22 protein-coding genes are annotated in these 22060 nt (G+C 60.7%); 15 read left to right on the top strand and 7 right to left on the bottom strand.

Annotated elements, in window-relative coordinates; all coding sequences use genetic code 11:
- Positions 1–185: 185 nt before the first annotated feature.
- From DWY95_RS10850 to DWY95_RS10840, 3 genes are read left to right on the top strand one after another with little or no spacing between them, the layout of a single operon-like run.
- Positions 186–1049, top strand: coding sequence for a TraX family protein (locus DWY95_RS10850; RefSeq protein WP_118553518.1), 864 nt, complete (start codon positions 186–188; stop codon positions 1047–1049).
- A gap of 4 nt (positions 1050–1053) precedes the next feature.
- Positions 1054–1728, top strand: a complete 675-nt coding sequence (locus tag DWY95_RS10845; RefSeq protein ID WP_118553517.1) for a response regulator transcription factor — start codon at positions 1054–1056, stop codon at positions 1726–1728.
- Positions 1710–2651 (top strand): histidine kinase dimerization/phospho-acceptor domain-containing protein, encoded by a 942-nt coding sequence (locus DWY95_RS10840; RefSeq protein ID WP_118553516.1) that lies wholly within the window; start codon positions 1710–1712, stop codon positions 2649–2651. The genes DWY95_RS10845 and DWY95_RS10840 overlap by 19 nt, the downstream gene beginning before the upstream one ends.
- 64 nt (positions 2652–2715) lie before the next feature.
- Here DWY95_RS10840 and udk read toward each other — a convergent pair whose 3' ends face one another.
- On the bottom strand, positions 2716–3345 hold the full coding sequence (udk, locus tag DWY95_RS10835; RefSeq protein ID WP_118553515.1) for a uridine kinase: 630 nt from the start codon (positions 3343–3345) through the stop codon (positions 2716–2718).
- 141 nt (positions 3346–3486) lie between these two features.
- Here udk and DWY95_RS10830 point away from each other — a divergent pair, with 141 nt between their 5' ends.
- Positions 3487–4104: a C39 family peptidase gene (locus DWY95_RS10830; RefSeq protein ID WP_118553514.1), complete on the top strand. Its 618-nt coding sequence runs from the start codon at positions 3487–3489 to the stop codon at positions 4102–4104.
- 6 nt (positions 4105–4110) lie between these two features.
- Entirely contained in the window at positions 4111–5730 is a 1620-nt protein-coding gene (locus DWY95_RS10825) for a phospholipase D-like domain-containing protein (protein ID WP_118553513.1), read from the top strand.
- Positions 5731–5784: 54 nt separating this feature from the next.
- Here the strand turns inward: DWY95_RS10825 and DWY95_RS10820 are convergent, their stop codons facing one another.
- The 6 genes from DWY95_RS10820 to DWY95_RS10795 all read right to left on the bottom strand — a co-directional run bounded on the left by DWY95_RS10820 (position 5785) and on the right by DWY95_RS10795 (position 12847).
- Positions 5785–6762, bottom strand: coding sequence for an alpha/beta hydrolase (locus DWY95_RS10820; protein WP_118553512.1), 978 nt, complete (start codon positions 6760–6762; stop codon positions 5785–5787).
- A gap of 21 nt (positions 6763–6783) precedes the next feature.
- Entirely contained in the window at positions 6784–7650 is an 867-nt protein-coding gene (locus DWY95_RS10815; protein ID WP_118553511.1) for a YitT family protein, read from the bottom strand.
- Positions 7651–7760: 110 nt separating this feature from the next.
- A complete protein-coding gene (locus DWY95_RS10810) occupies positions 7761–8438 on the bottom strand; it encodes a P-II family nitrogen regulator (RefSeq protein WP_118553510.1) in 678 nt (225 codons plus the stop codon).
- 12 nt (positions 8439–8450) lie between these two features.
- Positions 8451–10004 (bottom strand): DUF1538 domain-containing protein, encoded by a 1554-nt coding sequence (locus DWY95_RS10805; RefSeq protein ID WP_118553509.1) that lies wholly within the window; start codon positions 10002–10004, stop codon positions 8451–8453.
- A 199-nt stretch (positions 10005–10203) separates the two neighbouring features.
- Positions 10204–11523, bottom strand: coding sequence for an NAD(P)-dependent oxidoreductase (locus DWY95_RS10800; RefSeq protein WP_118553508.1), 1320 nt, complete (start codon positions 11521–11523; stop codon positions 10204–10206).
- Positions 11524–11647: 124 nt separating this feature from the next.
- The gene (locus DWY95_RS10795; protein ID WP_118553507.1) at positions 11648–12847 is read right to left on the bottom strand and encodes a nucleotidyltransferase family protein; all 1200 of its coding nucleotides are present in this window, start codon (positions 12845–12847) and stop codon (positions 11648–11650) included.
- Positions 12848–13163: 316 nt separating this feature from the next.
- On the opposite strand from DWY95_RS10795, the gene DWY95_RS10790 reads away from it, so the two are divergent.
- The 10 genes from DWY95_RS10790 (at position 13164) to rplW (ending at position 21990) form a co-directional block, all read left to right on the top strand.
- Positions 13164–14360: an acetate kinase gene (locus DWY95_RS10790; RefSeq protein ID WP_118553506.1), complete on the top strand. Its 1197-nt coding sequence runs from the start codon at positions 13164–13166 to the stop codon at positions 14358–14360.
- Between the two features lie 298 nt (positions 14361–14658).
- The gene (locus DWY95_RS10785; RefSeq protein WP_097793127.1) at positions 14659–14949 is read left to right on the top strand and encodes a zinc-ribbon domain containing protein; all 291 of its coding nucleotides are present in this window, start codon (positions 14659–14661) and stop codon (positions 14947–14949) included.
- 364 nt (positions 14950–15313) lie between these two features.
- Positions 15314–15577: a DUF1858 domain-containing protein gene (locus DWY95_RS10780; protein WP_187116979.1), complete on the top strand. Its 264-nt coding sequence runs from the start codon at positions 15314–15316 to the stop codon at positions 15575–15577.
- Entirely contained in the window at positions 15577–16284 is a 708-nt protein-coding gene (locus DWY95_RS10775) for a class I SAM-dependent methyltransferase (protein ID WP_118553505.1), read from the top strand. Before DWY95_RS10780 ends, DWY95_RS10775 begins: the two co-directional genes overlap by 1 nt.
- Positions 16285–16375: 91 nt before the next feature.
- Positions 16376–17152 carry a Nif3-like dinuclear metal center hexameric protein gene (locus DWY95_RS10770; RefSeq protein WP_118553504.1) on the top strand — a complete coding sequence of 259 codons (777 nt, stop codon included), beginning with the start codon at positions 16376–16378 and terminating at the stop codon, positions 17150–17152.
- A gap of 22 nt (positions 17153–17174) precedes the next feature.
- A complete protein-coding gene (locus tag DWY95_RS10765) occupies positions 17175–18932 on the top strand; it encodes an NFACT RNA binding domain-containing protein (protein ID WP_118553503.1) in 1758 nt (585 codons plus the stop codon).
- A 1087-nt stretch (positions 18933–20019) separates the two neighbouring features.
- Positions 20020–20331, top strand: a complete 312-nt coding sequence (gene rpsJ, locus DWY95_RS10760; protein WP_005934923.1) for a 30S ribosomal protein S10 — start codon at positions 20020–20022, stop codon at positions 20329–20331.
- Between the two features lie 92 nt (positions 20332–20423).
- Positions 20424–21056, top strand: a complete 633-nt coding sequence (gene rplC, locus DWY95_RS10755) for a 50S ribosomal protein L3 (protein WP_097793123.1) — start codon at positions 20424–20426, stop codon at positions 21054–21056.
- A gap of 14 nt (positions 21057–21070) precedes the next feature.
- Positions 21071–21694, top strand: a complete 624-nt coding sequence (rplD, locus tag DWY95_RS10750) for a 50S ribosomal protein L4 (protein WP_005938033.1) — start codon at positions 21071–21073, stop codon at positions 21692–21694.
- On the top strand, positions 21694–21990 hold the full coding sequence (gene rplW, locus DWY95_RS10745; protein ID WP_005934919.1) for a 50S ribosomal protein L23: 297 nt from the start codon (positions 21694–21696) through the stop codon (positions 21988–21990). Before rplD ends, rplW begins: the two co-directional genes overlap by 1 nt.
- The last annotated feature ends 70 nt before the right edge of the window (positions 21991–22060 follow it).

Raw genomic sequence — 22060 nt, 5'->3', positions numbered from 1 at the left:
CAAGATAGTTAGCTGGAAACGGCTTGTGAAAATAGGTAGTCGCCGACTTGAACGAAACGTTCTAAGAGAAATCTTAGGGCGTTTTTTGTTGCAATTTTGGGAAAAAATAGTATCATAAAGGCAGAACCTTATAGTTTCTACAGATTTTCCTGTTACACTGAATGTACAAAGAAAGGAGAATCTGTATGGATAAACTGACGAAAAAAGGCCTGGATGGTACCCAGCTCAAGACCATTGCCCTGGTGCTGATGGTGCTGGATCACATCCATTATTTCTTTGAATTTACGGGCTGGGTGCCCACCTGGTTCAGTATGCTGGGGCGGCTCAGTGCGCCGCTGTTTCTGTTCTGCACGGTGGAGGGCTTTGCGCACACCCATGACCGGAAGCGCTACGTTCTCCGCATCTGGGCAATCGGAACGGCAATGGCGGCACTGGAATTTTTCATGATCTATGCCGGTGCCTTCCGGCGTGGAGACGGCTTTTATCCGCAGAATGCCATCTTTCAGGATCTTGTGCTGCTGTGCGTGATCTGGCAGGGCATCGACTGGCTGCGCGAAAAGAAAATTGCAAAGGGCGCAGCAGCCATTGCAGCTGTGCTTTGCTGGCCCTATATGGTCATGGCTTTTCTGCTGCTTTTCCCCCAAGTGCAGGATATGCCCATTGCCTCTGCAGTGGTGGCGTTCCTGATGACGAGTCCGTTGCCCATGTGGACGGCTGTCACAGACGGTAGCTGGGGCTTTTTGCTGGGCGGGGTGCTGCTGTATGCGCTGCGGGGGCATCGCCCGGTGCAGCTGGGCGTGTGGGCGCTGAATGCGCTTCTGTGGGATTTGGTGCTGCCCTTTGCGATGGTTCACGCTCAGGCAGATTTCGTCTGGACCCAGATGTTTACGGATTATTACGAGTGGTTCGGCGTAGGCGCTGTGGTGCTGATGCTACTGTACAACGGCCAGCGGGGCAGCGGGCACAAGCAGCTGTTTTACTGGTTCTATCCGGCCCATATCTATCTTTTGTATGGGGCATCCTGCCTGCTTTACAATGTGATGAGGTGATCGTGTGGCAAACATTCTGGCGGTGGACGATAACCCGGACCTGTGCATCCTGCTCAAGACGGCCTTGGAGCGGGATGGCCACCGGGTGGTGACATGCAGCTCCGGGGCAGACCTGACCGAAGCACTCTGCCGCTGGTCGGACTGCATCCTGCTGGATGTGATGATGCCAAACGAAAGCGGCTTTGCTGTCTGCCGCCGGATCCGGGAGCAGACGGATGCACCCATTTTGTTCCTGACGGCCCGGACCGATGAGGCATCCGTGCTGGAGGGGCTGGGCATTGGAGGAGATGACTACCTGACCAAGCCCTTCCGGGTGAGCGAACTGCGGGCGCGGGTCGCGGCCCATCTGCGGCGGCAGAATCGTGTTCCGGTGTACCGGATGGTGCGTAGCGGGGTGAGCTTTGATATGACGGGCAAATCGGCGTCCTACGCAGAAAAAGAACTGCCGCTGACCCGCTCGGAGTACGCGATCTGTGAGTATCTGGCGCTTCATGCCGGGCAGACCTTCACCAAGGAACAGATCTACGAAGCCGTGTTTGGCGTGGATGGAACAGCGGACGACACCGCTATCACCCAGCATATCAAAAACATCCGGGTCAAGCTGCGGGCCGCAGGGGCACCGGAGACGCTGTTGAAGACGGTGTGGGGAGTGGGCTATCAATGGAAAAGCGAAAACTGATCTCGCTGCGGGCCGTGCTGCTGGGGTATCTTGTGCAGACAGCGGTGAGCTGCATTGTGGCAGCGGTGCTTTGGTTCCTGCTGTTTTTTTTGTGCATCGACAGCGGATGGCTTCTTCCGGCCAACCGGGCGGCGCGGGTCTCGAACGAGGCGGCACAGAACATCCTGCCGTACCGGACGGCAAAAACATTTGACCCGGCTGAGCTGGACCCGCTGTGCCGGTATGTGCTGATTGATGCAGAGAGGAATACGGTGCTTGCCACCAACATGGACAGTTCCCATCTGCAAAAGGCAATGCGGGAGTGGACGGGGGATCTTCGCTGGGAGATTGGATACGAACAGTATTATCTGCGCGCGAGATTGCAGGACGGGACGGTTTGTTTGCTGCAATTTGACTACGCAGTGCCCTATGCAGACCCAACTCTGCGCGATACTCTGCCGGATGTGCAGACGATGCACTTGATCTTGGGCATTTTCCTGCTGGTGGGGGTGGTCGCGTGGAGCACCCACCGTTCCGGCGCGTTTCTGAGACGGGAGACGGCTCGGCTGACGGAGGTGTCCCGGCAGGTGGCCGAAAAAAAGGGCATCGAGGACATCGACTTTACCGGGGCAAAGGTGCGGGAGTACGATGAGGCTCTGCGTGCGTTGCAGCTGATGGGCGAGGAACTGACCGACAGCCTGCAGGCCCAGTGGGAAATGGAGCACCGGCAGCGGGAGAGCATCATCCAGCTGTCTCACAAGCTGAAGACGCCGTTGACTGTCATTCAGGGCAATGCCGAGCTTCTGGCCGAGGATGAGGGCATGACCGGGGAACAGAAGGCCCAGCTCGACGCCATCCTTCGCAGCACCGGAGAGACGCGGAATTATCTGACCCGCATCCGCGCTGAGGTGCAGACGCCCCTGAAATACAAGCAAAGACCATAACAACAGCCGCCCCGCCGCGTTGTATTCTCAACGCGGCGGGGCGGCTGTTTGGTATCGGAAAATGTTACTGCATGTTGGCCTTCTGAATCAGGCTGCGGATGTGGTGGGCCAGCATCTCGATGGCGGGGCCGTTCTCGCCGCCGTTGGGGATGATGATGTCGGCGTTGCGCTTGCTGGGCTCCACAAAGGCTTCGTGCATGGGCTTGACCGTGGTGCGGTACTGGGTGATGACGCTGTCCAGCGAGCGGCCGCGCTCCTTGACGTCCCGCAGGATGCGGCGGAGGATGCGCTCATCGGCGTCGGTGTCCACATAGATCTTGTAGTCGAACAGCTTGCAAAGCTCCGGCTCGGCCAGGGGCAGGATGCCTTCCACGATGAGGACGGGGGCCGGCTCGATGTGCTGCACCTCGCTGCTGCGGTTGTGGTCGGCGTAATCGTAGACCGGGCAGTCGATGGCGTGGCCCGCCTTCAGCTCCCGCAGGTGCTCGATGAGCAGATCGTTATCAAACGCATCCGGATGGTCATAGTTCAGCTTGCAGCGCTCCGCAAAGGGCAGCTCGTCGTGTCGCTTGTAGTAGCTGTCGTGGGAGATGAGACGCACCTCGTCCTCCCCGAACCGTTCCTTGAGCCGGATGGCCAGTGTGGTCTTGCCGCTGCCCGAACCACCCGCGATGCCGATGATGAGATTGTTCATGCTCCAAAATCCTCCCGCCTGCCGATTTCGGTAGAAAAACCGGTCAAAATAAGTTATAATAGAAACACGGTATCTTACTGCCTATCATAACACAAAAACGCGTTTTTTGACAGAGTAAACCATGCTCTGGGAGGAAATTTGATGAAAAAAATCGTTTTGGCCCCCTACATTGACCAGACAGACCGCTGGGTGAACGGCTGCGAGAGCATCAGCGCGGTGATGCTGCTGCAGGCGATGGGCATCCGGATCGACCCGGATACCTTCATCGAGCGGGACCTGCCCCATGCGCCCTACTGGGAGCAGGATGGGAAACTCTACGGCCCGGACCCGTGGCAGGTCTACCCCGGCGACCCGCACGACCACACCGGCTACGGCTGCTATGCGCCCTGCATCGTCCGGGCGCTGAACAGTGCGCTGGAACACGAGGGCGCGGCCGGGCAGTTCGAGGTGGTGGACGAGAGCGGCAAGACGGCGGAGGAGCTCTGCCGGTACATCGACGCCGGGATGCCGGTGGTGTTCTGGGCGACGCTGGACTTTCAGCCCGTGCCCGAACAGCGGGACCACTGGCTGCTGGCCGACGGCACCGACTTTGCCTGGAAGTGCAACGAGCACTGCCTGCTGCTGGTGGGCTACGATGCAGAGCATTACTGGTTCAATGACCCATGGCACAACCACGGCCTCTGCTGCCAGCCCAAGGCGCTGGTGGAGGCCTGCCATGCCGCGCAGGGAATGTTCGCTGTGACCCTGCGCAGGAGGTGAGCCGCCATGCAGAAGGACGCACTGAAACAAAATGTCAAAAGCTACGCCCAGAAGTTTGAGGACGGCGGCCTCCGGCTGCTGAAAAAGGGCCAGAAGGGGGTCATTCACGCCATCTTCAGCCGGTTCGGGCTGGTGCTGCTGCTCCTGCTGCTTCAGGTGGGGCTGCTGGTCAGCATCTTCCGCTGGTTCGGCAATCTGTGGCCCCACTACTTCGGCGGCAGCGTGGCCGTCACGGCGGTCATGGTCCTCTATCTGCTGAACAGCAAGATGGACAACAGTGCAAAGATCACCTGGATGGTGGTCATTGCGCTCTTTCCGGTGGTGGGTGTGCCGCTGTTTTTCTATGTGAAGAGCAACGTTGGCCACAACATCCTGCGCAAACGGCTGCTGGAACTGGAAGATGTGCTGCGCACCCAGCTGCCGCAAAACCGATCGGTCGTCCGGAAGCTGGAAGCGTCCGAACCCGGCGCGGCGTCGCTGGCGACCTATCTGTACGGACGGGGCGGCGGCTTCCCGGTGTATGAGAACACCGCCATGACCTATTTCCCCAGCGGCGAGGCCAAGTTCGAGGAATTGCTGCGCCAGCTGGAAACGGCAGAAAAATACATCTTTGTCGAATACTTCATCATCGACGAGGGGCTGTTCTGGGGCCGGGTGCTGGAAGTGCTGGCCCGCAAGGCCGCAGCGGGGGTGGACGTCCGGGTGATGTACGACGGCACCTGCGAGTTTTCGACCCTGCCGCGCGATTACCCCCGGCGGCTGGAAGCGCTGGGCATCCAGTGCAAGGTGTTCAGCCCGGTGCAGCCGTTCGTCTCTACCCATTACAATTACCGCGACCACCGGAAGATCCTGGTCATCGACGGGCGGGTGGGCTTTACCGGCGGCGTGAACCTGGCCGATGAGTACATCAACCAGGTAGAAAAGTATGGCCGCTGGAAGGATGCCGCTATCATGCTGGAGGGCGAGGCGGTCCGCTCGCTGACCGCGCTGTTTTTGCAGATGTGGTGCATCCTGAAGGAGCCGGAGTTCGACGCCTTTCTGGCCGAGCCCATCCCGGTGCCGGAAAATGCCAGAGGCACGGCGGCTCCCTATGGGGACTGCCCGCTGGATGGTGAGCGGGTGGGCGAGATGGTCTACATCGACCTGCTCAACCGGGCGCGGCGGTACATCCACATCATGACGCCCTATCTGATTTTAGACGGCGAGCTGGAAACGGCCCTGAAGTTTGCCGCCGAGCGCGGTGTGGATGTCCACCTCATCCTGCCGGGCATCGCGGACAAAAAGTTTGCGAACTCGCTGGCCAAGACCCATTATTCGTCCCTGCTGGATTCGGGGGTGAAGATCAGCGAGTGGACGCCGGGCTTTGTTCATGCAAAGGTCTTCGTCGTGGACGACCGGGAGGCCGTGGTGGGCACCATCAACCTCGATTACCGCAGCCTGTACCACCACTTTGAAGATGCGGTCTGGCTGACGGATGCCCCCTGCATCCGGGACATCGAGGCGGATTTTCAGGCGACGCTGGAACAGTGCCGCACCGTGGAAAACGACCCCAGAAGCATCTGGCAGGGGCGCTGGCTGTTCCATGCACTGGGCATGCTGCTCAAAGTGCTGGCACCGCTGCTGTAAAAAAGAAACAAAAAAACGAGGCTGTCCGCGGGATGCGGGCAGCCTCGTTTTTGCTTAGTTGAGTGCAGTCAGTGCCTTGACACAGGCGTCAAAGCGCTCCTGCGGGAGGGTCTGGGTGAAGAGCTGGAACTTCTTCAGCGTCAGGGCGCGGCAGTCAGGATAGGTCTGGACAAGTTCGACCAGCTCCGGCAGATGCTCTGCCAGCAGCGGGGCGCTGGCGGGGTCATCCAGCAGCTTGCCGATCCGCATGTCCGGGCCGTACTCCGTGGCCTCTGCGGGCTGGGGCACAAGCTCGTCATGCCGGAAGATGTGTTCCAGAAAGCGCAGGGCCATCGGGAACCAGTGGGCGAGATCCGGGTTCGCATGGCTGCGGGGCGCGGTGACGTTGAGGGTGCCCAGCGAAGCACCGTGGTCGCCGTAGGAGAAGATGTGGATCTCATAGGGGGTGTGCAGCGCCGCCAGGCGGGAGGCAAAGTCCAGCGAGTTCGAGGCGGGCACGAGCCGATCGCCCTGGGTCGCGAACAGGAAGGAAGGCGGCGTCTGGGCGTCGATATGGTTCAGCACATTGGGCATCTGGACGCCCATGGCGACACCGTCCGCGGCGTAGACGCCGTAGCCCAGCAGCAGGGCGGCGGGGCGGATGCGGCCCATGGTGCCCAATGCACCGGTCAGGTGGGCACCGGCGGAAAAGCCCAGCACGGCGATCTTGTCCGGGTCGATGTGGAGTTCTTCCGCGTGGTCATGCAGGTAGGTGAGCGACTCCTCCGCCTCGGCCAGCGCATTGTCGAACACCTCGGCACCGGGGCAGCTGGTGCTGACGGTATACCGCAGCACGAAGGCGTTGTAACCGGCATTCAGAAAGGCCAGCGCCACTGGCTCGGCCTCGCGGTCGGTGCAATAGGCATAGCCGCCGCCGGGGCAGATGAGGACGGCGGGGCAGACATTCAGATTGGGCAGGGCGCTGCTGGTCTGCTGGACATAGCCAGTCAGGGTGGCGCTGCGCCGTCCGACGGGATGGGTGAACTGGTTCATAGTGGGTACCTCCGTTTGATTTTATTGATACTGCTTTTCCAGCGAGAAACCGCGCCCGCTGACTTCGGTGACGCGGCTGACGATGAGAAAGCATTCCGGGTCAATGGAATGGACGAGCTTTTCGAGCTTGGGCAGCTCCCGGTTGGAAACGACGCTGAGCAGCACCTCAGTAGGCTCGTGGGTGTAGCCGCCCTCGCCGTGCAGGATGGTCACGCCCCGGTCGATCTGTTCCAGAATGGCATCCCGGATCTCGTCCGACCGGGTGCTGACGATCTTGACCTGGGTGCGGCTGTCGCCCAGAAGGAGCATCTTGTCCATGACGATGGTGTGCAGGATGACCATCACGATGCCGTAGAGCACCTGTTCCGGCGGGCTGAAGAGTGCCTGCACCAGCAGGATGGCGATGTCGAAGACCATCATCGTGAGAGACACCGGCAGGCGGAACCATTTCTGGAGCACCAGCGGCGGGATGTCCATGCCGCCGGTGGAGGCACCGGCCCGGATGACCAGCCCCAGTGCCACGCCGATGCCCAGCCCCGCGAAGACCGTGCACAGGAAGATGTCCTCAGTGAGGACGCGGTCGGCCAGAAGCCGCTCCCACAGCGCCAGAAAAACGGGGCTGAGGATGCTGCTGGCCAGCGTGTTCAGCGCAAAGGCGCGGCCCAGAACGGCCCAGCCCCAGACCAGCATGGCCAGGTTGAACACCAGCAGAAAGCCGGAGACGGACAGGCCCGTCAGCCGCCCGAAGGCCAGCGCGATGCCGGTGGCACCGCCGGTCACGAGCCCGGCAGGCTCCAGAAATAAGGCGACCGCCAGCGCGTAGAGCGCGTTGCCAAAGACGATGACAAGGCTGTTCCAGAAGATCTGGCGGCGATGCGTGTAGTTCATAGAAGATCCCTCCTTTCTCCTATGATACAGGATAAATATGAAAAAATCCACGCCTGCGATGCAATCACAAGAAGAATGGCACCCACCGGGTGCCATTCTTCTTGTTAGGATTATGATTCTTCATCCAGAAGCCGCAGACCCGCCGTATCGGTGACGGGCAGGGAGAAGACGATGGCCCCGGCTTTGGGGTCGGCCTTGCGCATGATGGCTTTCATGATCGCGTTCTTCTGGGCGGTGTGGGAGACGATGAGGACCAGCTCCTTTTCGTTGACCAGCTCCACCCCCATGAAGTGGGCGGCCCCCTCCATGCCGGTGCCCTTGGCGTGGATGACGGTGCCGCCGCCGGCTCCCTCGGCGCGGGCCGCATCCATGATGGAACCGGTGTGGCCCTGGTTGGCGATGACGAGCAGCAGCTCATAGCGGGTATCTTTCAAGGTGCTCTCCTCCTCTACGGTGAAGGTCTGGTGTTCGGTCAGGAATTGCAGGGCGCGCTTGCCGCCGATGCTGCTGACCGGCACGATGAAGGCGATGCCGGTGCCGGGCACGTCAATCTGCAGCTTGCGGCGCAGGCCCTTCTGGAGCCTGGGCCAGGTGTCGGCGGTGATCATGGCAAAGAGGACGGCTTTCTCGGTCTTTTCCAGGCCGAGGGTGGAAAGCGTCTCCTGCACGGCGGTGCCGGAGCCGACGGTGCGCAGGCTGACCGTGACACCGAACTCGGCATACAGAGCCAGAAAGGCGTCGGTGGAGCGGCGGTCGGTGATGGTGACCAGCCAGTAAAGTGAATTCACGCAAAGACCTCCTTACAGCTCGATGATGGCGTCATCCGGCAGGTCGGCAAAGGCCAGCGCGGGGGTGGTGTGCACCGGCTGGGCGCTGCGGGCGCGGCGCTGCTTGAGCTGCGCCATCAGGCCCATGAGCTGCACGGTGATGAGAGGGGTCATGGCGACCATGGCCACCACGCCGAACGCATCGGTGACGATGTTGCCGCCCACCGCCGCACAGGCACCCTGCGCCAGCGGCAGCAGGAAGGTGGCCGTCATGGGGCCGGAGGCAACGCCGCCCGCATCGAACGCGATGGCGGTGTAGAGCTTGGGCACCACGAACGAGATGCCGATGGCGAACGCATAGCCGGGGATGAGGAACCACAGGATGGAGATCCCGGTGAGCACCCGCACCATGGCGAGGCCGACCGAGAGGGAGACACCGGCCGAGAGGGCCGCGCCCATCGTCCCGGCGGAGATGGCACCGTCGGTGACTTCCTCGACCTGCTTGTTCAGGACGTAGACAGCCGGCTCGGCCTTGACGATGAAGTAGCCGATGAGCATCCCGATGGGAACGAGGAGCCAGCGGAAGGTCTGCCCGGCCAGCACCTGGCCCAGATAATTACCCGCTGGCATAAAACCAACGTTTGCTCCGGTGAGGAAAAACACAAGACCGATGTACGTATAGGCCAGGCCCACGCCGATGCGGCCCAGCGTCCGGCGGTCGAGTTTGAGGGCCACCAGCTGGAAGACGCCGAACATCAGCACGATGGGCAGCAGCGAGGTGGCGATCTCTTTGAAGTAAGTGGGCAGGCTGACATGGAACAGCTGCCACAGCTCCACCGAGTCGCCCACATCGGGCAGGATGGGCGGGACGTAGGCGCTGTCGCTGGCCCGGAACAGGATGCCCAGCAGCAGAACGGCCAGGATGGGGCCGACCGAACAGAGGGCCACGAGGCCGAAGCTGTCGTCTGCCGCGTGGCGGTCGCTTCGGATGGCGGCCACACCGACGCCCAGCGCCATGATGAAGGGCACCGTGATGGGGCCGGTGGTCACGCCGCCGGAGTCAAAGGCGACGGCCAGGAACTCTTTGGGCACGAAAGCCGCCAGCACGAAGATCAGCCCGTAGAACACGACGAGGAGCTTGGGCAGCGCGATGCCAAGCAGCATGCGCAGGAAGGCCACGACGAGGAAGAAGCCCACGCCCGCCGCGACCGAGAGGATGAGCGTCATGTTGGGGATGGAGGGGACCTGGTTGGCCAGGACCTGCAAGTCCGGCTCAGAGATGGTGATGAGGAAGCCCAGCGCAAAGCCCACCCCGATGATGAGGGGGACGCTGCGGCTCCGGGTCAGCACAGAGCCCACCCGCTCGCCCATGGGGCTCATGCTCATCTCGGCACCCAGGGTAAAGAACATGATGCCCACGATGATCATGGCCGCACCCAGCAGAAAGCAGAGCAGGATGCTGGGGGAGACCGGCGCGATGGAAAAGCAGAGCACCAGCACAATCGCCACGATGGGCAGCACGGCCTGCAGTGCTTCAAGCAGTTTTTCCCGCAGTTTGGGAAGCGAACCTTTGCGTATAGTGTCCACCGACCTTTCTGGACCTGTTTTGCGTCGGAATGACAAAAACAGGTATCCTCTTTGGAATAATCACGCTGTGATTTATCTCTAGTATACAAGAAATGACGATGCAGGGCAACTAAGAATTGGCTAAGAATGTAAAAAGCTCCGAATATTTACAGATCCGACATAAAAAGCCAGCCCGGCGGCGAGGCCGGGCTGGCTGGGTTCATTCGACGTTCTGTTTGCCGAGCACATCCGAGGTGGGCGTCTCGAAGGTGGGGATGCCGGCATAAGGATCGGGGGTGGTATCAGCGGGCAGACTCTTCATATACTCGTCCATGGACTGCGCCACCTGTTTGGCGATGGCAACAGCCTCGACGACGGTGCGGGCACCCATGACCGCATCGCCGCCTGCAAAGACGCCGGGGCGGGTGGTGCTGCCGTCCTCACTGACGGCGAGCAGGCCGCGCTGGTTGGTTTCGATGCCGGTGGTGGTCTTGACGAGGTTGCTCTCGGAACCCTGGCTCACCGAGACGATGACGCCGGTGTGGGGGTAGAAGGTCTCGCTGCCCTCCACCTGGGTGAACTTGCCGTCCTCACCCTTGACGGTGTCGCGGCAGATGAGGCCGTTCTCGCGGATCTCGACGGGAGCCTTGCAGAAGCGGAAGCCCACGCCTTCGAGCTTGGCGTAGCGCACTTCGTACTCGGAGGCGCTGATGCAGGTTTCATCGCGGCGGGCGTAGCAGGTCACATGGCGGGCACCGTTCCGGATGGCGGTGCGGGCGCAGTCCATGGCGGAGTTGCCCACACCGATGACGGCGATGTCGCTGCCCAGGTGGAACGCCTTGGAGTTGGCCAGGTAGTCGATGCCAAACGCCACGTTGCCCAGGGTCTCGCCCTTGATGTGCATGGCGTTGGCCTTCCACAGACCGGAACCGATGAAGACGCTCCTGTAACCGTCGCGGAAGAGATCGTCGATGGTGATGGTCTTGCCGATGGCGGTGTTGGGGCGGAAGCGGATCCCCTTCAGGTCCAGGTGGTGATACTGGAAGTCGTCCAGCACGCTGTCGGGCAGACGGTAGTTGGGGATGCCGTACCGCATGACGCCGCCGATCTTGTCGCGGGCGTCAAAAATGGTGATGTCGTAGCCCCAGCGTGCCAGCAGCACCGCGATGGTCAGGCCAGCAGGGCCGGCGCCGACCACAGCGGCTTTCATGCCGTTTTTGGGGGAGGGACCGGCCACCATCTTGTTGGCATAGGTGGTGGAGATGTAGTCCTCGATGATGGAGAAGTGGACCGGGTCGTGGCTGGGCATCCGGTTGCGGATGCAGTGGCCCTCGCACTGGTTCTCGTGGTTGCAGACCAGAGAGCAGACCGTGGTCAGGGGGTTGTTTTCGAACAGCATCCGGCCTGCGGCATCCAGCTCGTTTGCCTTGAGCAGACGGATGACCTCCGGGATGTTGGTGTGGATGGGGCAGCCCTGCTGACACATCGGCTTTTTGCAGCCGAGGCAGCGGTTGGCTTCGTCCAGAACATGAAGTGCCATGCAGTTCCTCCTCTTGCGCCCATTCTGGGGACGCTTCGTTGTATCCAATGTTCTCTATTATTCTACACCGGATGCCCCTCGTGATACAAGAGCGTATCTGCCAATTTTTTTGGGAAAAATTTTGTCACTTCGTCAAAAAGATAATTTTTTGACGAAGTGCGCTGCCCATAGGCTCCGGTGTTTTCCGGCAGAGCGCAGAAAAATCGCTGGCCGTGAGCTGGGCGGAGACCATCCGGGCGCAGGCGTCGTTTTCGTCTTTCAGGCGCATCAGCGCATGCGAGACGGGAAGGTTCACATCTTTTAATAAAGAAAGTGCTTCCCGGCGGGCCCCCAGCAGGTGGAGATAAGGCGGCAGGGCGGGCAGGGCGTCGTCATAGCCCAGCGCGGCGTCCATGGCAAGGCGGCGCATCCGGGCGCGGGGATAGCGCACGGTGGTCAGGGCGTCCAGCAGCTCTTCGTGGGTGGTGCTGGCCCGCACGGCCCGTTCCAGCCGGTGTTCCAGCCCCTCCGAAACGCCCCGCACGGCAGTAAACGGCGTCTGCCCCACGCAGCGGGAGCGGAGCAGGGCCAGCTCGCAGCGGCCTGCCGCGTCAAAATCGGTGTACTGCCCGGCGGCGAAGGCTTCCCGGTAGAAGGGAAGGACAGCTTCGGGCACATAAGGGGCCACGGCATCCGCCCCGCCGGTCTGCCAGAGCTTCCGCAGGGCGCTGGCGCTGGCAAACCGGACAGCGTCCGGGGCCAGTTCCTGCCCGTGGTCTGCGCCCTGGCGGGGCAGCGGGACCGGCGTCATGGCGGGGGCCAGTTCGAGGATGGCCTTGCAGTATTCCACGGCCAGGTTGTTGTTGGGCTTGTCCAGCAGGGCGGCCAGCGGAGTGCCGGGGCAAAGCGCTTCCACCGCAGCCTGCCGCGCGGCAGCAAAGTTTCTGGCTCCATCGGACAGCTGGGCCTTGAGGGCGGCGCGGTAGTCCGCGCACAGCAGGACGCGGGCTGCCTGCATCAGGAGAGCGGCGTCCGGCGTCTCGGCCCCGAAGACCAGCGCGTCGCACCCGGCGGCGGAAAGGAGCCGCACCCCCGCGCGGGCAAAGGCTTCGGCCCCGGCCCCGGCGCAGGGGGCGGGCAGGGCGAAGACGAAGTCAGCCCCGCAGGTGAGCGCCGCGCGGACGCGGACGGCCTCCGGCAGCAGGGGCAGCGCGCCTCGCTGGGTCAGCCCGCAGCTCATGGCCACGGCGACCCGTTCGGCCCCCAGTGCTCTGGCCTGCGCCAGCTGCCAGGCGTGGCCGTTGTGGAAGGGATCGTATTCGGCAATGATACCGGCCAGTTTCATAGAAGTTCACCTCAATTCCTCGGTCGGACTCCCCTAATCAGAGGAGCTGGCCGCGCCAGAGCGCGGACGGAGGGGTTCGATTCAAATCAAAACGCATCGACAGACACATTGTGAAATATATGTCAGACTAACAACAAAAAATGGCAATATACTGCGGATTCTGGGCAGGATGTACAAAAAAGATGGGATACTTTGTAGAACCCTTTGCCTCGTTTACGGCTTGAAAAGGGGGCAGACCTATTATATAATATTTTTAGGAATCTGTAAAATTCTGCCCGTTCCGGCGGGCGGAAAAACAATATGGAGGCACAAGAAGATGAAAGTTCTGGTTATTAACTGCGGTTCTTCTTCCCTGAAATATCAGCTGATCGATATGGACGGCGAGAAGGTGCTGTGCAAGGGCCTGTGCGAGCGCATCGGCATGGAGAGCAGCATGATCACCCACGAGGCAAACGGCCACAAGGCCACCACCCCGGCGATCTTCCCCACCCACACCGAGGCGTTTGCTGAGGTCGTCAAGAAGATGACCACCGGCGAGGGCAAGTGCATCAACGATGTCAGCGAGATCGACGCCATCGGCCACCGCGTCGTCCACGGCGGCGAGAAGTTCAAGGCCAGCTGCCTGATCACCGATGATGTCATCAACACCATCCGCGAGCTGAGCCCCCTGGCTCCCCTGCACAACCCCGCAGGCATCCTGGGCATCGAGGCTGCCCGCAAGGTGTTCGGCAACATCCCGATGGTCGCCGTCTTCGACACTGCGTTCCACAGCACCATGCCCCCGAAGGCTTATATGTACGCCATCCCCTATGAGTACTACGAGAAGTACGGCGTCCGCCGCTACGGCTTCCACGGCACCAGCCACAAGTACGTTGCACACAAGGCTGCAGAGTACCTGGAAGAGCCCATTGAGCGCCTGAAGCTCATCACCTGCCACCTGGGCAATGGTTCCTCCATCGCTGCTGTGGACCAGGGCAAGGTCGTCGATACCTCCATGGGCATGACCCCGCTGGCCGGCCTGATGATGGGCACCCGCTGCGGTGACCTGGACCCCTCTGTGGTCAACTACCTGAAGTACACCCTGAACATCACCGGCCACCAGCTGGACGAGATCCTGAACAAGAAGTCCGGCCTGCTGGGCATCTCCGGTGTTTCCAGCGACAAGCGCGACGTTGAAGAGGCAGCTGCTGCCGGCAACAAGCGCGCACAGCTGGCTTCCGATATGCTGAACTACCAGATCAAGAAGACCATCGGCAGCTACATTGCAGCCATGGGCGGTGTGGACGCCATCGTCTTCACCGGCGGCATCGGCGAGCATGACGCCATCGCCCGTGCAAAGATCTGCCACCACATGGATTGGCTGGGCATCCGCATCGACACCGACAAGAACAAGCACCCGCAGGGCGATGTCTGCGAGATCACTGCCTGGGGCGCCAAGGTCCGCACGCTGGTCATCGCTACCGACGAGGAGCTGATGATCGCCCGCGACACCAAGGAAGTCATCGAGAAGTAATCGAACCTCCAAAGCCGCATTGCAAGAGCCGCGTTTCCGCAGGGGAGCGCGGCTCTTTTGCTGTTTTGAACGATGCAAAGTCTGTCTTATTGGGCGGAATCCACAAAAAGGAAGGCGAAGGGTTGTTTTTTGGTTGACAAATCCAAAAAAGAACGGTACAATAAGGGAGTCCTCAGCTAGAGGATGTTTTATCATTCAAGCCCCTGGTAGCTTACGATCAGCGCGATGGTCCCTAAAAACCAAAGGTATGGTTACAATCCTTCCGTGGGCAAGAACTAAACAAAGAGGAGATACTACTATGTTCGAAGACAAGACTTTAGTTTGCAAAGACTGCGGCAAGGAGTTTGTTTGGACTGCTGGTGAGCAGGAGTTCTACGCATCTCGCGGCTTTGAGAACCAGCCCCAGCGCTGCAAGCCCTGCCGTGACGCCCGCAAGAACGGCGTCCGCGGCGGCAACAACGGCGGTGACCGTCAGATGTTCGATGCTGTCTGCGCAGCTTGCGGCAAGGCTTGCAAGGTTCCCTTCCAGCCCCGTGAGGACCGTCCGGTCTACTGCTCTGACTGCTTCGCTCGCATGAAGCAGAACTAAGCGCTGATTTTACAAGTTTGAATCGCGTGGCCCCCTCTGCCGTAAGGCAGAGGGGGCTTTTTGCGCCAAAGGCGAGACGGAGAGGTTGTACTACATGCTGCGTTTCCGTTCTGCTTCACGGCTGCCGGGAAGGCTTGTCCTTCGTACAACCTCTCCGTCACCTTCGGTGACACCTCTCCTGGTAGGAGAGGCCTTGGCATTGCGCAAACTTCATCTCTTCGCCGCAAGCCCAACGGAGCGGTCATACAGAGCCAAAACGTTAAAATTTACAAGAATACTTGAAAATAAACCTAGTAATAGGGTATAGTATATATGGTCGGCCGTCTGGCCGGCGAAATGACCGAAACAGAAAGGAAACACCATCATGTTTGATATTTTTGATATGCTCAAGAAGGACAAGGACGAAAAGAAGGCTGCCGTGAAGCAGGTCACCCGCGAGACCATCATCGGTGATATTCTGGATATGGACCAGACCACCGCACCCTACTTCATGGAGATCGGGATGCACTGCCTGGGCTGCCCGACTTCCCGCGGCGAGACCATCGAGGAGGCCTGCGAGGTGCACGGCGTGGACTGCGATGAGCTCATTGGGAAGCTGAACGAGCACCTGGCTGCAAAGAAGGCCTGATGCTGCCCACACTGGATGCGCGTCTGACGGCGGCGGCAGAACTGGTGCTGCCGGGCAGGCCCGTGGCCGACATCGGCTGCGACCACGGCAAGCTGACGGCGGTGCTGGCGGCTTCGGGAAATTACCCGAAAGTCATCGGCGCCGACCTGCGCCCCGGCCCGCTGGCCAAAGCAAAACAGACGCTGGAACATGCAGGCTGCGAAGACCGCGCTGAGCTTCGGCTCGGCGACGGTCTTTCTGTGTTGTCGGCGGGGGAAGTGGGCACCATCGTGCTGGCGGGCGTCTCCGCACAGACGACGTGGGAGATCATCGAACAGGCACCGTGGGTGATGCAGCCCGGCGGGCCGCGGCTGGTCCTGGTGCCTGCCACCCGCCACAGCGAACTTCGGCGCTGGCTGTGGGCACACGGCTTTGCCCTTGCAGCCGACCGCCCTGTGCAGGCGGCGGGCCGCTGGTATGCGGTGATGGCCGCAGAGTACACCGGCGAGCGGAAGGAAGCCTCCTTCACCGAATGCCTGTTCGGCAGGACCGACGAGTGGCCGGAGGGCGCGGGCTATGCGGCCTGGCAGAAAGCCAAGCTCCCCCGGTTCCGGCTGGGTGTGCCGGATGGGACCGCACTGGCCGAAGAGATCGACGCGTTGTTAGAATCCTCACCCTCTCAGGCTGCTTCGCGTCCAGCTCTCTCGAAGGGAGAGCCCTTGGCATAAAGAGATGCGCTGTGTGGACTGCCAAACCCTCCCACTTTGGGGGAGAGCGGCATCGCGCAGCGATGACGGAGAGGGGAAAGCGGGTGAAACTATGAGAACAGTCAACGAACTTTATGAAGCGATGCAGCGCATCGCGCCGCTGGAACTGGCCGAAAGCTGGGACAACCCCGGCCTTCTGGTGAACTGCTGTAGACCGGTGGACCGGGTGCTGGTCACGCTGGACATCACCCCGGACGTGGTGGAGGAAGCCGCCGCCAAGGGCTGTGGGCTCATCGTGGCCCACCATCCGGTCATCTTCAGCCCGCTCAAGCGGCTGGCACCGAAAGATGTGCCCTTCCAATTGGTGCAGAACGGCATCTCGGCCATCTGCATGCACACCAACCTGGACGCAGCCGAGGGCGGTGTCAACGAGGTGCTGGCGGGCATGTTCGGGATGCGGAACTGGGAGCCTTTCGCGGGCGGCTGCGGCCGCGTGGGCGAAGTGGACCTCATCACGGTGCCGGAGCTGGCCCAAAAGGCGCAGGACGCGCTGGGCAAGCGGTGCAATCGGCCTGAAACCGGCCCTGCGGTCCAGGTGAAGTACACCGACAGCGGGAGGCCCGTGCGGCGGCTGGCTGTTATCAGCGGGGCAGGCGGGAGCCTGTTCGAAGAGGCCATTGCCGTGGGGGCAGACTGCCTGCTGACCGGCGAGGCCAACCACCACCATGCCTGCGACGCGGCCCGGCTGGGCCTGTCGCTCATCGCGGCGGGGCACTACGCCACCGAGTTCCCGGTGACGGCAGCCGTGGCCGAAAGGCTGCGGGCGGCGTTCCCGGAACTGGAGGTGCTGGTGAGCACCGCGAACCGAGACCCCTATACTTATATATAGAGAAGGAGAGTGAGGGAAGAATATGGCTTTGGATGCTGCAACGCTGGCGTTGACGGCGGCAGAACTGAAAACGACCCTGACCGATGCGAAGATCGCAAAACTGTTTGAGCCGACCCGCGATGAACTGGTGCTGACCCTGCGCACCCGCACCGAGACGTACAGCCTGCTGCTGTCGGCCCGCAGCGGTTCCGCGCGGGTCTGCCTGACCGAGGAGAGCTTCGAGAACCCGGAGACCCCGCCGTCCTTCTGTATGCTGATGCGCAAGCACCTCACCGGCGGCAAGCTGCTGGATGTCCGGATGGAGCCGGGCGACCGCATCGTCTACTTCGAGTTCCAGTGCACCAACGAGATGGGCGACCTGGTCCGGAACGTCCTCTGCGCGGAGCTGATGGGGCGCTACTCCAATCTGGTGCTGGTGCAGAACGGCAGGATCATCGACGCCCTCAAGCGGGTCGATTTTGAGGACAGCGACATCCGGCAGCTGCTGCCCGGCCTGCCCTACACCGTGCCGCCCAAACCGGCCCGCCCGGATTTTCTGACCGTGAGTTCGGCTTCCATCGTGGCAGCGGCCTGCGAGCGGGACCTGCCCGTGGCGGATGCCCTGAACAAGACGGTGGCCGGAGTCGGCCCGGTGGTCTGCCGCGAAGCCGCCTGGCGCGCATTCGACGGCGAACACCTGCTGGCCAATGAGCTGACCGGGGAGCAGAAGCGCGCCCTGATGGCAGCCATCGACGAGTTGAAGGAGATCCACGCCAACGGCGGCTGTCCGTGCAGCGTGACGGCTCCGGACGGCAAACCGGTGGAGTTTACCTTCTTCCGGCCCCGGCAGTACGGCGAGACCTATGCGGTCAGGGAGTGGGCGTCCTTCAACGCGATGCTGGAGGGCTACTATGCCGAAAAGGACCGTGCTGAGCGCCTGCGTACCAAGAGCAAGGAACTCCACAAGGCGGTCCACAACATGTACGAACGCGCCGTCCGCAAGCAGGCCGCCCGGCAGGAAGAGCTGGCCGCCAGCGGCAAGAGCGAAAAGCTCCGCCTGTACGGTGAGCTGCTCTCGGCGAACCTCTATCTGGCCCAGAAGGGCATGAAGAGCATCACCGTGCCCAACTGGTACGATGAGGGCAGGGAAGTCACCATCCCGCTCGACCTGCGGTTTACGCCCAGCCAGAACGCGCAGAACTTCTTCAAGAACTACAAGAAGAAGCAGACGGCGGCGCGGATGCTGGTGGACCTGCTGGCCGAGGGCGAAAAAGAGATCGCCTACCTCGAAACGGTCTTATATGAGGTGGAAACGGCCTCCGGCGAGGCGGCGCTGAATGAGATCCGCGCGGAGCTGAAGAGCCAGGGCTACCTGAAGTATTACAAGCAGCGGGACAAGCGCCAGAAACCGGCGGATTTCCTGCGGTTTACCTCCAGCGACGGCTTTGAGATCCTGGTGGGGCGGAACAACGCCCAGAACGACCGGCTCACCCTTCACACCGCCCGCGGCAAAGACCTGTGGTTCCATGTGCAGAAGGCCCCCGGCAGCCACGTGGTGGTCATGAGCCGGGGAGAGGATATCCCCGACACCACCCGACAGGAAGCCGCTGAGCTTGCCGTGCTGTATTCCAGCACCTTCAAGGCCGGCACCGGTGCCAAGGTCGCGGTGGACACCACCGAGGTGAAGAACATCTGGAAAGCCAGCGGTGCCAAGCCCGGCATGGTGCTGTACGAGGTGTACACGACCGTCTACATCACACCGAGGGAGGATCTGGCGGAGCGGCTGAAGGCGAAGAAGTAACGTTTGCGGATTGCCAAGGCCTCTCCTACCAGGGGAGGCGGCACCGAAGGTGACGGAGAGGTTGTACGAAGGGCTGCCTTCCGGGAACCGCAGAGCAAAATGGAAACGTGGCATATAGTACAACCTCTCAGGCGGGCTTGCGATAACAGCCTGTTCTTGGAGGACAGCGTTCCTTGGTACAACCTCTCAGTCATCGCTTCGCGATGCCAGCTCCCCTGGTAGGGGAGCCACTGGCGAGTCGGTAATGGTCGTGCTGGACGAGCGAAGTTTTCTGCATTCGTAAACAGCCGGGCTCCGCTGTCTCGATTCACGACTGCTTGCCCAGCACTCTTTGGTAGAGCGTAGTCTCGCAGTCGCTGCCAATGAGAGCAAGGCCCGCTGCCTTGCGCCCAATTGAGCCCAAGCGGACAGCAGGGCTTGCCCGGCCTGCCAAGGGCTCCCCTGTTAGGGGAGCTGTCTGCGAAGCAGACTGAGAGGTTCGCTTCCCAAACCTCGACCTTCGGGAGAGGGGCATCGCGCAGCGATGACGGAGAGGGTTTTTGTATAACAGGAGCTTTTTGGGGGCATCCTGAAAGGGCGGCTCCGGTTTTCCACCGGAAGGGGCTTCCGGAAATTGTGCGTTCTGCACAAAATTTGAGCCGGGAGGCCGAAAGAAGAAAATAAAAAAGAAAAATCAGATTTTTTCTGAAAAATCGCGAAAAAACACTTGCCAAATGCACGAAGATGTGATAAAATATCTCTCGGCTGCAAAAGGCTTGTGCGATACAAGTCGTGCAGGCCAGCGATATGCGTAGATGCGGGAGGTTGTCATCCGGCGATAGCTGTGATGGGTTATTTCCGCGGAGTATGTCCGATCTTAGAACCGGGCGAAAAAATTACTGACAGCGATGGAATACGTTCCCTCGGCAGGGCGACCTGCGAAACGGGCGGAACCAATGTTCGGATTTGATTTGCTAATATTTTTCCGGGAGAACTGCCAGGCGGTTCACCGGTTTTTCTAGTGCCAAATCGAGGAACACCCGGAACTGTGTAGAGCAATTTATCGGCTCGCCTAGGGCAAAATCAATTTTTTCAGGAGGCGTAAGCAATGGCAGTCAAAGAGAAAATCAGAATCCGTCTGCAGAGCTATGATGCTCAGCTGATCGATGCCGCAGCAGAGAAGATCGTGGAGACCGCAAAGCACACCGGTGCACGCGTGTCCGGCCCCATCCCCCTGCCCACCGACCGCGAGATCGTGACCGTTCTGCGTGCTACCCACAAGTACAAGGATAGCCGCGAGCAGTTCGAGAGCCGCACTCACAAGCGTCTGATCGACATTCTGAAGCCGTCTAACAAGACGGTCGAGGCTCTGATGAGCCTCCAGCTCCCCGCTGGCGTGGACATCGAGATCAAGCTGTAAAAGCTGATCCGGAGATGCTCCTCGTTTCCCGAGGGGTCATGTTGGCGGTGACGTGCGCCGCCAACCAATAACCTTTACAGGAGGAAAAGAAAATGGTTAAAGGCATTATCGGCAAGAAAGTCGGTATGACTCAGCTGTTCGATGAGAACGGCAAGGTCGTTCCCGTGACCGTCATCGAGGCAGGTCCCTGCACCGTCGTGCAGAAGAAGACCGTCGAGAGCGATGGTTATCAGGCTGTTCAGCTGGGCTTCGGCGAGGTTTCCGCCAAGAAGGTCAACAAGGCAGCTGCAGGCCACTTCAAGAAGGCAAACGTTGCCCCCAAGAAGACCCTGCGCGAGTTCCGTCTGGAAGATGTTTCCGCAATGAACGTTGGCGACGTGCTGAAGGCTGATGTCTTCGCAGCTGGCGACAAGGTCGACGTTGTGGGCGTTTCCAAGGGCAAGGGCTACCAGGGCGTTATCAAGCGCTACGGTCAGCACCGTCTGCGTGAGAGCCACGGCACTGGTCCTGTTGCTCGTCATGCAGGTTCCAACGGTTCCACTTCTACCCCCTCTCGCGTGTTCCCCGGCAAGCGCCTGCCCGGCCACATGGGCTTTGTGCGCGTCACCGTGCAGAACCTGACCGTTGTCAAGGTTGACACCGAGAACAATCTGATCGCTGTCAAGGGTGCAGTTCCCGGTACCAAGGGCACCATCGTCACCCTGGCCAACAGCGTGAAGGCGTAAGGAGGAAAGCTACAATGGCAAAGTTTAACGTAGTCGATATGAACGGTCAGCATGTTAGCGAGATCGAGCTTTCCGACGCCGTGTTCGGTATCACCCCGAACGAGAAGGCTGTCCACATTGCTGTGGTGAACTTCCTGGCCAACCAGCGTCAGGGCACCCAGAACACCAAGATCCGCATGGAGGTTTCCGGCGGCGGCAAGAAGCCTTGGCGTCAGAAGGGCACCGGCCACGCTCGTCAGGGCTCCATCCGTGCTCCCCAGTGGACCCACGGTGGTGTTGCTCTGGGCCCCAAGCCCCGCAGCTACAACTACCACATCAACAACAAGGTCAAGCGCCTGGCTCTGCTGAGCGTTCTGTCCGACAAGGCTGCCAATGGCAACATGGTCGTTGTTGACAAGTTCGCTTGCGATGAGTACAAGACCAAGACCGTGGTTGCAATGCTGAACGCCGTTGGCGCCGGCAAGAAGAACCTGCTGGTCAATGAGACTGTCGATGCAAAGTTCGTCAAGAGCGCTGGCAACATTGCCGGTGTCAAGACCACCTTCGCTGGCAGCGTGAATACCTATGACGTGCTGAACGCCGACAAGCTGATCATCAGCGTCGACGCAGCAAAGAAGCTTGAGGAGGTGCTTGGCTAATGAAAACCGCACATGATATCATCCTGAAGCCGGTCATTACCGAGAACTCCATGGCTGGCATCGCCGACAAGAAGTACACCTTCAAGGTCGCTACCGACGCTACCAAGGTCGAGATCGCTCAGGCAGTCGAGACCCTGTTCCCCGGCGCTAAGGTCGCAAAGGTCAACACCATTTCTGTGCGTGGCCGCTTCCGCCGCCAGGGCATGCACGCAGGCTACACTGCTGCATCCAAGAAGGCCATCGTCACCCTGACCAAGGACTCCAAGGAGATCGAGTTCTTCAACAGCATGGTCTGATCGAACCCACCGAGGGTTCCTCTATGGGGATATGACCCCGATAATAATTCATAAGATAAACAAAGGAGAA

Origin of the sequence: Faecalibacterium sp. AF28-13AC (assembly GCF_003478405.1) — a bacterium.
In the GTDB taxonomy this organism is placed as follows: Bacteria; Bacillota; Clostridia; order Oscillospirales; family Ruminococcaceae; genus Faecalibacterium; species Faecalibacterium prausnitzii_E.
Note: the sequence above shows the minus strand (reverse complement) of the source record. Positions and strands in the feature narration are given on the sequence as shown.

What these genes read in the sequence shown, in the direction of transcription:
- DWY95_RS10850 (WP_118553518.1), top strand. Translation starts at nt 186, where the DNA reads ATGGATAAACTGACGAAAAAAGGCCTGGATGGTACCCAGCTCAAGACC.
- DWY95_RS10840 (WP_118553516.1), top strand. Translation starts at nt 1,710, where the DNA reads ATGGAAAAGCGAAAACTGATCTCGCTGCGGGCCGTGCTGCTGGGGTAT.
- udk (WP_118553515.1), bottom strand. Translation starts at nt 3,345, where the DNA reads ATGAACAATCTCATCATCGGCATCGCGGGTGGTTCGGGCAGCGGCAAG.
- DWY95_RS10830 (WP_118553514.1), top strand. Translation starts at nt 3,487, where the DNA reads ATGAAAAAAATCGTTTTGGCCCCCTACATTGACCAGACAGACCGCTGG.
- DWY95_RS10825 (WP_118553513.1), top strand. Translation starts at nt 4,111, where the DNA reads ATGCAGAAGGACGCACTGAAACAAAATGTCAAAAGCTACGCCCAGAAG.
- DWY95_RS10820 (WP_118553512.1), bottom strand. Translation starts at nt 6,762, where the DNA reads ATGAACCAGTTCACCCATCCCGTCGGACGGCGCAGCGCCACCCTGACT.
- DWY95_RS10815 (WP_118553511.1), bottom strand. Translation starts at nt 7,650, where the DNA reads ATGAACTACACGCATCGCCGCCAGATCTTCTGGAACAGCCTTGTCATC.
- DWY95_RS10800 (WP_118553508.1), bottom strand. Translation starts at nt 11,523, where the DNA reads ATGGCACTTCATGTTCTGGACGAAGCCAACCGCTGCCTCGGCTGCAAA.
- DWY95_RS10795 (WP_118553507.1), bottom strand. Translation starts at nt 12,847, where the DNA reads ATGAAACTGGCCGGTATCATTGCCGAATACGATCCCTTCCACAACGGC.
- DWY95_RS10790 (WP_118553506.1), top strand. Translation starts at nt 13,164, where the DNA reads ATGAAAGTTCTGGTTATTAACTGCGGTTCTTCTTCCCTGAAATATCAG.
- DWY95_RS10785 (WP_097793127.1), top strand. Translation starts at nt 14,659, where the DNA reads ATGTTCGAAGACAAGACTTTAGTTTGCAAAGACTGCGGCAAGGAGTTT.
- DWY95_RS10780 (WP_187116979.1), top strand. Translation starts at nt 15,314, where the DNA reads ATGTTTGATATTTTTGATATGCTCAAGAAGGACAAGGACGAAAAGAAG.
- DWY95_RS10775 (WP_118553505.1), top strand. Translation starts at nt 15,577, where the DNA reads ATGCTGCCCACACTGGATGCGCGTCTGACGGCGGCGGCAGAACTGGTG.
- DWY95_RS10770 (WP_118553504.1), top strand. Translation starts at nt 16,376, where the DNA reads ATGAGAACAGTCAACGAACTTTATGAAGCGATGCAGCGCATCGCGCCG.
- DWY95_RS10765 (WP_118553503.1), top strand. Translation starts at nt 17,175, where the DNA reads ATGGCTTTGGATGCTGCAACGCTGGCGTTGACGGCGGCAGAACTGAAA.
- rpsJ (WP_005934923.1), top strand. Translation starts at nt 20,020, where the DNA reads ATGGCAGTCAAAGAGAAAATCAGAATCCGTCTGCAGAGCTATGATGCT.
- rplC (WP_097793123.1), top strand. Translation starts at nt 20,424, where the DNA reads ATGGTTAAAGGCATTATCGGCAAGAAAGTCGGTATGACTCAGCTGTTC.
- rplD (WP_005938033.1), top strand. Translation starts at nt 21,071, where the DNA reads ATGGCAAAGTTTAACGTAGTCGATATGAACGGTCAGCATGTTAGCGAG.
- rplW (WP_005934919.1), top strand. Translation starts at nt 21,694, where the DNA reads ATGAAAACCGCACATGATATCATCCTGAAGCCGGTCATTACCGAGAAC.